The sequence below is a fragment of the Chitinophaga sp. 30R24 genome, assembly GCF_049056765.1.
GTDB lineage: Bacteria > Bacteroidota > Bacteroidia > Chitinophagales > Chitinophagaceae > Chitinophaga.
Map to the genome: position 1 here is coordinate 644,265 of NZ_JBJGXX010000002.1, position 15,413 is coordinate 659,677.

Genomic DNA, 15,413 nt, shown 5'->3' on the forward strand with positions numbered 1-15,413 from the left:
GCCGCGGTTAAAATGCGCTATGTCCGCCAACTAATATTAACGAACCAAAGCCACACAAGTTATGAAAAAAAAGCGATTTGCTGCCGTAATCTACTACGTTATGAGATTAACTGCCGTTCAACTTATCCTTGCTACCGTTTTTTCACTTTCGTTGTATGCAAGTAAAGTAAAATCACAGTCTGTACTGGAAAAAACGATCCATCTCTCCGCGGAACAAACTTCCGTAAAAAGGTTGTTGAATCAGATCCGGAATCAGACCGGTGTTAACTTTACTTATAGCAGCGATATAGTAGATGTAAACCGTAAGGTATCCTGCAACCTGGAATCACAACAACTGAAAGCATTCCTGGATGATATTTTAAAGCCAATAGGTATCGATTTTAAAGTAATCGATAACCAACAGATCCTGTTGTACCATGGATCGGACAATTCTTCAACGAAAGATATCACGGTAACCGGAAAGGTAACAGGTGACGATGGTAGTCCGTTGCCAGGTGTTACCATTCGTATCAAAGGTACCAATGTAGGTACCACTACTACCTCTACCGGTTCGTTCTCTATTGCTGTACAAGACAAACAAGCTGTATTGGTTATCTCTTTTGTAGGTTATCAGGCACAGGAAATAGCGGTGAATGAACAAACCTCTATACCAGTACGTTTGATCGCAGAAAATAGTAAGCTGAATGAAGTAGTGGTAGTGGGATATGGTACTCAGCGGAAAAAAGATATCACCGGCGCTGTGGCGGTAGTAAAAGCAGACGCTTTTGAAAGCCGTCCGATTGTGAGCGCTGCCGCGGGTTTGCAAGGTCAGGCTCCCGGTGTAAATGTAACTGCTCCTTCCGGTAAGCCCGGTGCAGGATTAAGCATCAGTATCCGTGGTAACACCTCGTTGAATGCCAAAAACGACCCGCTATTTGTTGTAGATGGCGTGATCGTGGATAACATCGATTTCCTGAATCCTTCCGATATTGAAAGCTTTTCTGTATTGAAAGATGCTTCCTCAGCAGCTATTTATGGTGCCAGCGCCGCTAATGGCGTAGTGTTGGTAACTACCAAGAAAGGTACTAACAAGTCGAAAGTATTTGTAAATGCTTATACAGGTATGTCCAATTTTGCCAAAAAAATGGATGTACTCAGTGCTACGCAATACAAGGAACTGATCACCAGCATGGGATATACAGATCCGAATAACAATAATACCGACTGGCAGAAAGAAACCTTTAAAACCGGCCGGGAACAGAATATTCAGGTAGGCGTATCCGGTGGCAATGATAAAGGGCATTACTATATCTCCGGTGGCTATCAGAAACAGAAAGGGGTGGTAGCGCCAGCCGACTACGACCGCTACTCTGTAAGGGCTAACCTGGACAATAAAGTAAAAGATTGGCTTACCATGGGTGCCAACTTATCGTTTAACCGTTCTGTATATATAGACGTACCGGATAACCTGGGCGTAGCCAAAGGTGGTACCATTCTGGCAGCACTAACGTCGCCGCCTACACTGGGTATTTATAACCCTGATGGTAGCTACACTGCCAATATTAACCAGAAAAGTTGGCAGAACCCGATCGCATATGCTTTTGCCCCAGACCAGAAAGCCATCGATAACCGTTTCCTGGGTAATGTAAACGCCGACTTCACCATTCTGCCGGAATTACATTTCCGCTCCAACCTGGGCGCAGAATCTGAAGGTTACCGTTATGATTATTTCCTTGACCCTTATTCTACTGATTATGGCCGGGATAAGAATGGCTATGGTAAGTCGCAATCCACCGAACGTTTTGTATGGCTTTGGGAAAATACGGTTAACTATGCCAAAGTATTCGGTAAACATAACATCAATGCATTGGTAGGTCATACCATGCAGGAATCCGACTACAATTATACCTATGACGTAGCCAGGGCATATGGCAGCGATAAAGTACCTACCCTCAATGCCTCCAGTATCCGTGAAACTCAAACTACTACCAAATCGCAGTGGAGTAAACGCGCCTATATTGGCCGTGTGAACTATAGCTTTGCTGATAAATACTTGCTGACAGCCAATATCCGTTTCGATGGTTCTTCCCGTTTTCCGCATGACTCCAGGTTTGGATCATTCCCTTCTATTGCGGCAGCATGGCGTATTTCTAACGAAGACTTCTTTAAACAGCATTTCTTCTCCGATTTGAAACTGCGTGCAGGATGGGGTAAAACCGGTAACGACCGTATCGGCGATTACGATTACTATACTACTTTCTCTCCCAATGGCACCGGTGGTTTTAACTTTACCAACCTGCTGAAAGAGGGGCTTACCTGGGAAAAAACTGCACAAAGCAACATCGGTATAGATGCTTCCATGTTGGATAACCGCATTTCCTTTACTGCGGATGCGTATATCAAGAAAACCAGCGACCTGCTAGTATTTGTGCAAACGCCTCCTTCTTCCGGTTATGGCCAGCAACGTTACAATGTGGGTAATATGGAAAACAGGGGAATGGAATTTGGCATCAATGCAGTAGCTGTTAATAATGCTGCCTTTAAATGGAATGTGAACGGTAATATTTCCTTTAACCGTAATAAAGTGACCAGTTTGGGTTCTACCACACCTAATCTGGCGTATGGCGATGTATATGAAAGGGGCAATGTGATCCGTGTACAACCCGGACATCCACTGGGCGCTTTCTATGGTTATAAATCAGAAGGAGTAGATCCTAAAACCGGTAACATTATTTACGCTGATCTGGATGGCAGTAAATCATTGAGCGATGGCGACCGCACCTGGATTGGCAATGCTCAACCTAAATTTACTTATGGCCTCACCAATACCCTTAACTACAAGAATTTTGAATTGAATTTCTTATTCCAGGGGGTACAGGGAAATGATATTTTTAATGCTTCCCGTATAGAACTTGAAGGACTCTACGATTCCAAGAATCAAAGCACAGCTGTGTTAAGACGCTGGAGAAATCCGGGCGATGTTACCGACATTCCTAAAGCAGATAAAGGCAATACCAACAATAGTCTGGTATCTTCCCGCTTTGTGGAAGATGGTTCTTACCTGCGCCTTAAATCAGCTACCCTGAGCTATAAATTCGCTAATGGAGTGCTGAAAAACGCAGGTATCGGCCGTTTGAATGTGTATATAACTGCACAGAACCTGTTCACCATCACTCATTACAGCGGTATTGATCCAGAGGTAAATGTGAATGCCGCTAATGGCCCGGCCATGGGTATCGATTATGGTACTTATCCACAGGCCCGCGCTTTTATTTTTGGTTTGAATGCTGAGTTTTGATCTTAAAAATTAATGATTCCATTTATGAAGAAATTAAACATTTATATAGCCTCCGGATTGTTGAGCGTATCTGCGCTGACTTCCTGTACCAAAGATTTCCTGCATAAGGAAATGATCTCTAATTCAGAAACTGCCAGTGCAGAATCATTACTACAGGGCGCTTATGATAACCTGTATGATGAGTATTATACTTCCGATTTCCTCGTAAATGGAGATGTGATGTCGGATAATACTTACGCAGGAGGTGATAATGCCGCTAACTTTGCAATCGATAAGTTTACTGTGAACTCCGCTAATGGCAACGTAAAACGCGATTGGGGCTATTTGTACAGCGATATCAAAAACTGTAATCTCATCCTCAGTATCACGCCTACTGCTGATGATAAAGGCCTTACAGACGAACGCCGGCAGCAGATCATGGGAGAGGCTTCCTTTCTCCGTGCCTGGCATTATTTTAACCTGATCCGCTCCTGGAAAGAAGTACCGGTAATTACAGGCGTACCTACCGACCTGCCTAGTATGTATGTAACCAAGAAGCCTGCGGATACAGTGTATGCGCAGATCATCAGTGATCTGGAATTTGCGCTGACCCGCGTGCGGGAAACGCCACCTAATAATAACAAAGGCATTGTAACGAAAGGTTGTGTAAATGCGCTGTTAGCTAAAGTATACGCACAAAAACCTAATCCGGATTGGAATAAAGTGAGCAGCTACTGCGATGCAGTAACCGCCGGTGGTTACGACCTGGTAGCCGATTTTGCCAGCCTTTTCCAGACTTCCGGTAAAAATAATGTGGAGTCTATCTGGGAAACGCAGTTTGATGGCAGTGTACACCAGAACTGGATCGCAGGTATGAACACACCGTTTATGTGGGGCGACTGGAAGAAATTCAATATCCCTTCCCATGCCATCGTAGCGGCTTGGGATGCAGAAAATGACCAGGTAAGGAAAGATGCCAGTGTGCAATTTGTCAATGTATCATGGACAGATGATTACTGGGCGCAACCAGTGCCAGTGATTTTTAAGTACAATGATCCAGATGGTAAGAGCAATACTTATCGCCTGCGTTATGCCGATATTCTCCTATTGAAAGCAGAAGCATTAACCGAGCTGAATAAGCTGGATAATACCCCTGCTGGCGCTCAATACTACATCAATAAGGTTAGACATCGTGCTAAACTGGGAGATACCCCTGCTGCTACCCAGGCAGCACTGCGCCTGGCAGTAGAAAAAGAAAGACAGTTGGAACTGGCTTTTGAAGGACAGCGTTGGTACGACCTGGTACGTACTAACCGCGCTGTTGCAGTAATGAATGCCTTGAAAGATGGTAATGATAACGCTTTGAATTATAACGTTACCGCAGATAAATTATATTTCCCTATTTCACAGGATGAAGTAGATAATAATCCTAATATTAACAAATAACAGCTGCGTTTATTCGCTGGCGTTACAGGCCGTTTATCCGTAAGGGTAAGCGGCCTGTTGTTTATTGGCTCACGGGCAGTTAAGAGCTAACAGACAACATTATTTTAGCAATATAAAAAAAATTAGCCCTACTTTATAATATATAAAAAATTGATAATTAATTACCCTGGTGGGTATAACTGTTTTTTAATCCTCATAAAAAATAAGTATATGCATAATCGTTATACAATGATTTAATTTTTTTTCTATTTTTAAGAAGCATACAGAAATATTCCGACTGTACTCATATAACAACCAAAATTCTGAATCTGATTAATAATTAAATCTGATTAATCACCAGTTAAAACAGTTTTTGCTATTCACAACGTATCGCGATCAGTGCACCTGAAACGGAGCTGATAGGCCTGGTCATACCTACAATCTAAACCACCGCTGTAGTATTTTTTACATCATCAAAACCAAAATCTAACTAACATGAGAACATTTCTACTCGTGCTGGCAGGGATGCTATTGCTTGCATTACCCTCACTTGCCCAGCAATTACTTACCATTAAAGGGAGGGTAACAGATGAAACCGGCAAAGGGATGCTAGGTGTTTCTGTAAGTTTACCAGGAGGTAAAACAGGAACTGTTACAGATCCACAGGGGGCTTTCACAATTCTAGTGCCTCCAGATGTAAAAACATTAAAAGTATCCTTTGTTGGCTTTGAAACACAAACGTTGGCAATAAAGAATAATACTCCACTGCAAGTAGTGTTAATAGCAGATACCAAAGCTATCTCAGAAGTAGTAGTAGTGGGATACGGCACCCAGCGCAGAAAAGAAGTGACAGGTAGCATTGCCTCCGTAAGAGGTGGGGCAGTAGCCGAGTTACCCGTACAAAGTTTTGAAGCGGGCTTAGGTGGCCGCGCGGCAGGCGTACAGATCACGGTGCCAAATGGTATTGTCAATAATCCGCCGGTATTCCGCATCCGGGGTGCTAACTCCCTTTCTATCAGCGCTTATCCGCTGATCGTGATCGATGGGGTGCCTACCTTTACAAGCGATGTTACTGCTACCTACAGTGCAGCGATTAATCCGTTATCCAGTATCAATCCTGCAGATATTGCTTCTATTGATATTGCTAAAGATGCAGCTGCTACGGCTATTTACGGCAGTCGTGCTGCTAATGGCGTTGTGTTTGTTACTACCAAAAAAGGTAAAGCAGGCCGCCCTAAGGTAGGCTACGACGGTTGGGTAGGCACTACACAGCCTACGCGATTGCCCAGTGTACTGAACAGTGCACAATACCTGGAAATAAAAAATGAAGGGTTGAAAAATGCCGGCAGTACAGATCGTTATGTAGCCAATACAGATGCTAACGGCAATATGATAGATACGAAGTGGATGGACATCGTATATCGCAAAAGCACTTTTTCCCAGAACCATAGTGTAAATGTTGCCGGTGGCAACGAAGGTGGCAGCTATTATTTTTCTGCCGGCTATACAAAACAGCAAGGCATATTGGAACGGAATGATTTTGCCCGTAAAAATCTTCTTTTTAACATCGACCAGCGGTTAGGTAAAGCCTTTACCCTCGGAGGCAGACTCTCTTATTCTAATGAATTAAGCCAGATTTCCGGCTCTTCCGGTTCTCTGGAAGGGGAAGCCTTTAACTCAGGAGGATTGGGCCGTTTGGCCTTTCTAACCGCGCCGTTGGTAGCACCTTTTAACAGTGATGGCAGCTATAACGCCAGCGGCTCCGGTATGAATGGGGGTAAAAATACTTTGTCGGTAGCTATTTATAACCCTAAGATCCTGTTAGACCTGGACCATTCCATTGCAGAGAGTAACCATATGCAAGGTAATGTATACTTGCAATTGAAGCCGGTTAACTGGCTTACTTTAAAAACCCAATATGGCGCCGATTACCTGATCACCAACAACGATATCTATCAGAACTATCTGGGTGGTGATGCTTATTCCTCTCATGGAGATGCTTCTAGCATCCATTCGCAGTACAAAAGATGGGTATGGACCAATACCGCACAACTGGATCATTCTTTTGGTTTGCATAATCTGGGCTTGTTGCTGGGTAATGAGCAACAACGTGATGCCCGCGAACGGTATGGTTTGGAGCGGCAGAATCAAATGGACAACTATTTCAATAATACCGGTGGCGGGTGGCTCACAGATCTGTCCAGAAGCCTATTGCGCAGGGAGAATTATTTGTTGTCTAATTTTGTGCGGTTGAACTATAATTTCAAAGAAAAATATTTTCTCAGCGCAAATGTTCGCCAGGACCAGTATTCTGCATTTGGACCGAATTATAAGAAAGGTACTTTTTATGGTTTTTCTGCCGGATGGGAAATCACGAAAGAAAATTTCTGGAGCAGTGCAGGGCTGGATCATGTGTTCAGCAGTTTCAAGATACGGGGTAGCCATGGTAAAGTGGGCAATTTCGCAGGTATAGGCGATTTTGATGCATTGTCACTCTACAGGCCTGTTCCTTATGGTGGGAATCCTTCCATTTATTTTAACCAGGCAGGCAACGCTAACCTGAGTTGGGAAACAAGTAAGAAAACAGATGTAGGTTTTACTTATGGTTTGTTGAAAGACCGGGTTACCGGTGAGTTTTCTTATTACTATAATAACATTGATGGATTGATCTTGTTAGTTCCCCAGATGCCTTCTGCAGGGATACCTAGCAGCGGTACTATTGCCACCATTCCTACCAACGTAGGCAGTATGTATAATAAGGGCATAGAGTTTAGTGTAAACGCAGCTGTAGTAGAACACAAAGCTTTCACGTGGAATGCCTCTTTCAATATAGCTTATAATAAAAATGAAGTGACCTCGCTGGCAGGGAATATTACTTCCATTCCTTTTATCACCAGTAGCCTGGAACAAACCAGTATTAACCAGGTGGGCTACCCGGCGAGTATGCTATATGTAGTACGTACTGCCGGAGTAGACGCTGGCACTGGCAGAAGGATTTTTATTAACGCCCAAGGTGAACAGGTATATTTCAGTTATTCCGATGCAGTAAAATATCAATATGCAGATGGTAAACCAGCGCCTACAGTAGGCGTGAAAGACGCTGTGCCTTATAAGAACACCAATCCGAAAATATTGGGTGGCTTTGAAAACACTTTCCGTTATAAAGGATTTGAGTTGAATGTATTGCTTACCTATCAGGCAGGTTTCTACGTGTATTACGGTAGTAACGCAGGTTTGAGGGATCAGCGTTACTGGAACAACAGCACGGATGTATTGAATAGATGGCAAAAATCAGGAGACCATACAGATGTGCCTAGAGTAGTGTATGGCGATAATATCTCTAATGGATCTTCTTTTGCTATTGCGGCTAATGTATTCAAGGGCGATTTTGTTAAGCTGAATACAGTGGGATTGAGCTATGGTATTCCGGAAAATATGATTAAGTCAGTGCATCTTACCGGCGCCCGGGTATATGTGCGTGGGCAGAATCTGGCATTGCTCACAAAGTATCCCGGTCCAGATCCAGAAGTGTCTTCTAATGGCAACAATGCCTCCGGGCAGGGGATAGATCGTAATACTATTGGCAACGGACGTACGTTGACTATTGGTTTTAATGTTAATTTTTAAACCTGAATGAAGATGAAAAAATATAGCCTGTATATATTTGTTGTAATAATGGTGGGTATGGTATCCTGCCGGAAGGAATTGTTAGACCCTGTGCCTACCACGGATATATCCGATTTTAAAGCCTTCGAGACAAAAGAACGTATAGCCAGTCAGGTGAATGGTTTATATACGGTATTAAAAAATGGCAAATTTCTGGGAGGCAAATTTGCTATTACCAATGAAGTAAGGGGAGAAGACTTTGTAAATGAAAAGGCGAACAATGTAACATTGAATGCCACATGGCGGATGGTACCTACTGGTGAGGCACAGGAAGTAAAGGAGATTTGGTCGCAGGGATATATTACTATTAACAACGTAAATGTATTCCTGGATGGAATGAATGCTGTAGGTAATAAGGTAGTAGGTGATTCACTCGCTAAGATTTATGCGGGTGAAGCAAAGTTTGTACGCGGTATCAGTTATTTTTCTTTGCTGCAGTTATATGCCCGCCCACATTGGGATGGTGCTGGCAGCAAGCCCGGTGTGATCCTGCATTGGGAAGGGCATAATAAGTTGGGCAGCTATGTAAAGGCACGTAGTACTGTAAACGAAGTATATGCGCAGATCCTCCGTGATCTGGATTCAGCAGAAACATTACTGCCTAAAGTGGCGCCTGGTACGCTTACCGCAGTGGTACACGCCAACGCTTGGAGTGCTATTGCTTATAAAACGAGGGTATACCTTTATCTGGAACAATATGATAAAGTAATACAAGAAGCTGGTAAATTAGTATCAACCGGCGCTCCTTTTGTATCCCCGGCAGGGCATAAACTGGAGCCGGATGTACAGAAGGTATTTGCTGCCCCTTATCTTACCAGTGAGTCTATTTTTTCGCTACCTTTTACAGGAACCACCGGCGACTTCCCCGGTACTCAAACCCAGTTAGGATACTACTTTACACCAGCTGCCAAGCCTTACACCGGTAATGGAGAATATTCTCTGCATCCCGATGGGATCATTGCTGATGCTTCCTGGAAAGAAGCCACCGATGCCCGCCGGAAATTTATCGCTGTTTCCGGTAGTAAGAAGTATTGGGTGAAATTTCCTACCCCCAGCCCTTTTACAGACTATGTACCAGTGATACGTTATGCAGAGGTGTTATTGAATCTGGCAGAAGCAAGGGTGCGCCAGACAAACAGCGTAGATCCATACGCGGTAGCATTATTGTCTGCTGTAAGAAATCGTTCAGACGCTACCGTTAGCTATACGGTAGCTAACTTTTCTGGCGCTACTGTATTATTAGCTGCTATCGCACAGGAGAAACATATTGAACTCCTGGGAGAAGGTTTTAGAGGAATGGAAATTACCCGGTTGGGTATTGCTTTTCCTGCCAAAAGTAGCACTGTACCGGCAGTAGCGCCTACCGCACAACAATATATATGGCCCATATCTTCTGATGAACTGATCTACAACAAACTTTGTGTAGATAATAATTAACACTTGATAAGAATGTTAGGATAACGTATAGCCATTGACTACCAACTGATAGTAGTCAATGGCTATACGTTGTTAATCAATAGTATTGAATAGCTGGTGGATAAATACTGTAGCTAGATATGTATATTACTTGTTAAGTAATCGTTACCATATAATTACTATTTCATTAAGATCATTTCAGCGGCTGTTATCTGAGAAAAAATAAAATTTCCTTTGCAGCAAATTCTATGGAATGATAAGAACGATACCCGTCTTCTTTTTGTGTTTTTGTGGCATATCAACCGCTTTTAGTCAACAAGCCGATTTTACAATTAAAGGAAAAATTCTGGACGCCCAAACCAGAGAACAATTACCTGGCGCCACTATCCGGGTTACAGAAGGTAAACAAGCTGGTACCGCAAGGTTAGACGGTACTTTTACAGTAGATAAGTTAAGCGCGGGAACTTATCATTTACAAGTTTCGTATATAGGATACCGTACCTTAGACACGGTTATAAATGTGCAGGGGAGTATGGTGCTTAATTTACTGTTGCGCGATAATACCCAGGAGCTGAAGGCAGTGAATGTTAGCGCTAAGCAGGATCAGGAATCCTCCCAGTCTGCTAAAAAAGCTGAAATGCTGGCCGGCAATGTAATGAATATCATTTCGGCTAAAACTATACAGTTATCTCCAGATATTACCATTGCCAACGTATTGCAGCGTGTATCTGGCGTTTCGCTGGAGAGAAGCAGTAGTGGAGAAGGACGGTATGCTATTATCCGGGGTATGGATCAACGTTATAACTATACGCTGATCAATGGTATTAAGATACCGAGTCCGGATAATAAGAACCGCTATGTGCCGTTGGATCTGTTTCCTGCCGAATTGGTAGAGCGGGTAGAAGTAAATAAGACCTTAACCCCTAATATGGAAGGGGATGCCATTGGAGGTACTGTAAATATGGTGATGAAAAATGCACCGGACCATTTGTATCTCAACGGGCAGTTATCTACTGGTTATAGTCAGTCGCTGATAGATCGTCCTTTTGATTATTTCCCTACTAGCGCTATTAACCGTACATCACCGTATGAAGCCAATGGCCCTGCTTATCTGGCTAAGCCGGAAGATTTTACCCGCGATAACCTGAATTACACGAAAAAATATTTTACGCCTAACATGATGGGTAGCTTGTCTGTAGGCAACCGGTTTTTCGATAAAAAGTTAGGTATCATGTTAGGAGGTTCTTATCAACACACCTATAAAGGTTACCATAGTATCTTCAATCCGGGCGAATATCATGATAAGGCTAATTCAGATGGTGTTTTGTATATCAAGCATGCCTATGTGCGTGATTATTCTACAGAGCTGACCCGCACTGGGTTGAATGCAAAAGTGGATTACCGTTTCAATGACCGGAATAAACTGAGCCTTTATTCTTTTACTGCGATGCTGGAAGATGCACAGGCCCGGTTGGGGAGAGATACTTTACAACCAGCGCCCCGCACAGCGCCAGGCATTGGGCAAGTATGGTACCTGAACCGTTCCAAATATCAACGCCAAACTATTAACAGTACCTCTTTACAAGGTAATCATGATCTCTTGCCGCAACGTTTGTGGCTCGATTGGTCTGCTGTATATTCCAAAGCTACCAGCATTATTCCCGATCTCACTGAGTTTGAGTATGATGGTGGATATTATATAGATGGTACCAAAGAAGAGTCCTATCAGCACCCAAATATTCTTCAACAGTATAACCGTGCCTGGTGGAAGAATAACGACCGTGATTACGCTGGTTACCTGAATGCTACTTATGCTGCAAAAGTAGCGGGCATTCCTTTTAACCTCACAGGAGGAGGAATGTTCCGTGCTAAACATCGTGATAATTTCTATCAGAACTATAATATGGCGCCGGTGCCAGATGGCCAGAACATGCAACAATGGGTAGATATTTACCATTATAATTGGACGGTGATTAATCCTGCAGGTTCACCTGCAGAGGCCAATAATTATCGTGCAGATGAGAATATCTCAGCAGCCTATGCGATGTTGAAATTTACAGTCAAGAAACTGGAAACAATTATTGGTGTGCGCATGGAGCATACAGACCAGCAGTTTGAAACAGATGTGCCGGTAACACAGGATGCAAAATCCGGTAAAATCAATTATTCAGATGTGTTGCCGAGTGTACATTTTAAATATATGTTGAACAGCCGCACTAATCTGCGTTTGTCTTATTTTAGTTCCATCAGCCGTCCGGGTTATTTTGAGCTGGTGCCTTATAATTACCAGGGCGATGAATGGACAGAAAGAGGTAATCCTTTGTTGAAGCATACTACTGCCAATAACTTCGATCTGCGTTATGAGTTCTTGCCTAAGCCAGATGAACAATTGCTAATCGGCGCTTTCTATAAGAATATCCAGAATCCTATTGAGTATGGTTTCTCTCTCACCAACGTGCAGAGCAACTTGGTATACCAGCCCAACAATTTTGGTGATGCCACTAACTTTGGATTTGAACTGGTGTATGAAAAGTATATCCGCAATTTTGGCATCCGGATAAATTATACCTATACGAATTCTTCGATTGAAACCTCTAAACTGAAAACTTTCAACAAGGTGTTCCTTGACCCGGCGCCATTAGAGAAACGCCCGCTGCAGGGTCAGTCGGCACATATTGCCAACGCCGCACTGTTGTATAAGAATTCAACTATAGGATTGGATATGCAGCTGAACTGGCAGTTTACAGGTAAGCGTATTGCACTGGTATCTCCTTACTATGGATTTGATTACTGGCAAAAAGATATGCACCTGTTTGATTTCTCTGCAGAGAAGAAGATTGGCAAACACTTTTCCGTATTTGCCAAGATACAGAACTTGTTGAACACACCGTATGAAGTATATATCAAAGGTGTACCTGATAACGCCGTGCCGGTGCCTTACCAGAAGGCCGGCAGTAACGAAACCCTTGCCCAGAAGGATGTATATGGTCAGACCTATCAACTGGGAGTAAGATTTATCCTTTAACACTTTCAATTATACAATCAATCATTCATTCCAAGCTGAAACTTATGAAAAAGATCCTATTTAAAAGTGGTCTGGTAGCTTTGGTTGCCATGTCTGTCATCTCCTCTTGTAAGAAAAGCGATGAACATGTGGCCATTTCAAAGCCCTTGCTGATCGTTGGACAGTCTATTAGCGATACTATTCTGCCGAAGAAAGATGCTGCCGGAAATGCTATTCCATTGAAAGGTACTATGCTGTCTGGTAAAACTTATCATATCAAGTCTAATGTAACGATTAATGAAGGCGATACACTGTATTTGCAGCCTGGCGTAACAGTGTTGGTAGAAGGGGATGGTCTTAGCCCTGCCAGCAGTCCTGCTATTTATGTAAATGGTGCCCTGGTGAGCGATGGTACTAAAGAAAAGCCAAACTGGTTCACTGTAATGGAAACCAGCACCGTAAAAAAATCTAACGCCAGCTATACTGACGATGCAGCGAATGATCCTGCTTTCAAAGGTTATTGGGGTGGCTTCCAGTGCGGTGGTAATGCTAAATTGCTGTTGCTGCGTTGGACGCATGTGGAATATACTGGCGGCGCCTGGGGCGAAGATGCTGCACAATATGGTGCTGCACCTGGCGATGCACGCTTTACCATTTATATGAACAGCACTAAAGATCTGGGTAGCCTGATCGTGGAAGATAGCTGGTTTTATGGTAGTAAAGATGATGGTATCCGTCCAAGCAATATTAAAATGAGCCTGATGCGTAATACTTTTTCCAAGATGGGCGGCACCGGTGGTGAAGCTACTAACATCAAGGACGGCGTAATAGGAGATATGGCCTATAACCTGACTTACGGTATTGCTACCAACGGTCTGAAAACTTCTGGCGCTACCGGTAAAGGTTGCCAAGTGAATATCTATAACAACACCGTGGTGAACTGTGGTTTCAGACAAACAAAAGCTACCCGTAATGGTTCTATCAATACAGAAACTAATGCAGGTGGTTTTATCTTCAATAACATCATCGTTAACTGTAAAGCAGGGCTGAGAATTTCTTATGCTTCTGAAAAAGGTAAGCCCAGCGATACCCTGAATACCCTGTACAACAACAATCTTACTGCTATTGGCCGTGGTACGCCAATGGGAGGTGCAGAGCAATACATGGTATTCATCGAATCAAATCAGTTTACACTGAAACAGTCTAACGACCTGAATGGTTATGTGAACGGAACTATCGCGGCTAACGGTACCAACAACGGTACTAATACTGCTACAGATTCATTGAAATACGATCCGATGTTTGCCAACTACGATATGGCTGCTATGAGTAAAGATAGAAACTACCGTATCAACCAGATTCCTGCAGGTGCTGATTTTCATCTGAAAAGTGGTTCTCCTGCTATTGGTGCTGGTGTGTATCCAGGTGGTACCGGCAAAAACGCTATTCCTTCAAAACCTAATGCTCCACTGTTGGTGCAATATGGTTTCCCAACGAAAGTGTTAGCTGCAGGTGAAATTTTTGGTGCTAACATCACTGTACCTAACAAAGATCTGGGTGCTTTCCCTACAGATAATTCAGGTAATCAACACACGTATTGATTCCTATACATATTGGTGAAAAAGGACGTGTTTGCGCGTCCTTTTTCATTTTAATTCTCTCATGATGAAAAGTGTTTATAGTTGTTTTTTCCTGATGGGATGGATGGCCATTGCGGCTGCTTGCGGTAAAGGAAACGGCCCTTTGACGGCCAATCCGGGTAAGGATACCGTAGTGGTGGATACTGTGAAAACGGCCAGCTATGATCTTTCTTTGTTAGACCGTTGCACCTTGTTTACCGAAACACCATTGGTTAACGCCACCCAACGGCAAGATTATCTTGAACTATCGGGAGTAGCTCCCAGTCACGTATATGCGAACGTGTTATATGTGCATGAAGACAGCGGCAATTCCAACGAAGTGTATGTTACCAACCTTCAGGGTGCTAATTTGGGAAAGTTAGTATTGCAGGGAATTAATAACCACGATTGGGAAGATATTGCAATAGGCCCGGGGCCAGATAAAGATAAAAGCTATATCTATGTTGCTGAAATAGGCGATAATAATGCCGCTAATAAAAGCGTATTTATTTATCGGTTCCCAGAACCGGATCTGTCGGCTGCTACTGCTAATACTAATATTACCATTACTGCGGTAGATAAAATTGAATTACATTATCCTGGTGGAGCGGTGAATGCAGAATCGCTGCTGTTAGACCCACTCAATAAGGACCTTTATATTGCCACTAAGGAGAAAGGAAGAAGTACGTTGTACGTAGCCCGTTATCCACAGTCTACCACTATGCCAACTATGCTTGTAGCATTGGATAAATTACCCTTTGACCTGTTGACTTCCGGAGATATTTCTCCCGACGGTACGGAAATCCTTTTGCGGAATACCGGTCAGATATGGTATTGGAAGCGGCAAAGTGGAGAAAGCATTGCTGCCGCTTTGCTCCGTAAACCACAGGATGCCCCCTATGCCCGCAACGAACGTCAAGGAGAAGGCATTTGCTTTACAGCAGACGGAAGTGGTTATGTCACCGATTCAGAAGTTAAAGGCTATCCAGACGAACAAGTTGCCTTATCATTTTACCAACGAAAATAA

The 15,413-nt window shown here is 43.2% G+C and carries 7 protein-coding genes; all 7 read left to right on the plus strand.

All coding sequences use genetic code 11. The features are described from left to right. Nucleotides 1-61: 61 nt before the first annotated feature. A complete protein-coding gene (locus tag ACDQ55_RS09250) occupies nucleotides 62-3,277 on the plus strand; it encodes a SusC/RagA family TonB-linked outer membrane protein (protein ID WP_420981088.1) in 3,216 nt (1,071 codons plus the stop codon). A gap of 24 nt (nucleotides 3,278-3,301) precedes the next feature. Further along, on the plus strand, nucleotides 3,302-4,702 hold the full coding sequence (locus ACDQ55_RS09255) for a RagB/SusD family nutrient uptake outer membrane protein (RefSeq protein WP_420981089.1): 1,401 nt from the start codon (nucleotides 3,302-3,304) through the stop codon (nucleotides 4,700-4,702). A 474-nt stretch (nucleotides 4,703-5,176) separates the two neighbouring features. Beyond that, nucleotides 5,177-8,308 (plus strand): SusC/RagA family TonB-linked outer membrane protein, encoded by a 3,132-nt coding sequence (locus tag ACDQ55_RS09260; RefSeq protein WP_420981090.1) that lies wholly within the window; start codon nucleotides 5,177-5,179, stop codon nucleotides 8,306-8,308. Nucleotides 8,309-8,320: 12 nt separating this feature from the next. Further along, nucleotides 8,321-9,784: a RagB/SusD family nutrient uptake outer membrane protein gene (locus tag ACDQ55_RS09265; RefSeq protein WP_420981091.1), complete on the plus strand. Its 1,464-nt coding sequence runs from the start codon at nucleotides 8,321-8,323 to the stop codon at nucleotides 9,782-9,784. A gap of 232 nt (nucleotides 9,785-10,016) precedes the next feature. Further along, nucleotides 10,017-12,788 carry a TonB-dependent receptor domain-containing protein gene (locus ACDQ55_RS09270; RefSeq protein ID WP_420981092.1) on the plus strand — a complete coding sequence of 924 codons (2,772 nt, stop codon included), beginning with the start codon at nucleotides 10,017-10,019 and terminating at the stop codon, nucleotides 12,786-12,788. Between the two features lie 44 nt (nucleotides 12,789-12,832). Beyond that, entirely contained in the window at nucleotides 12,833-14,368 is a 1,536-nt protein-coding gene (locus ACDQ55_RS09275) for a hypothetical protein (protein WP_420981093.1), read from the plus strand. Nucleotides 14,369-14,429: 61 nt separating this feature from the next. Next, complete coding sequence (locus tag ACDQ55_RS09280; protein ID WP_420981094.1) at nucleotides 14,430-15,413, plus strand: hypothetical protein; 984 nt, start codon at nucleotides 14,430-14,432, stop codon at nucleotides 15,411-15,413.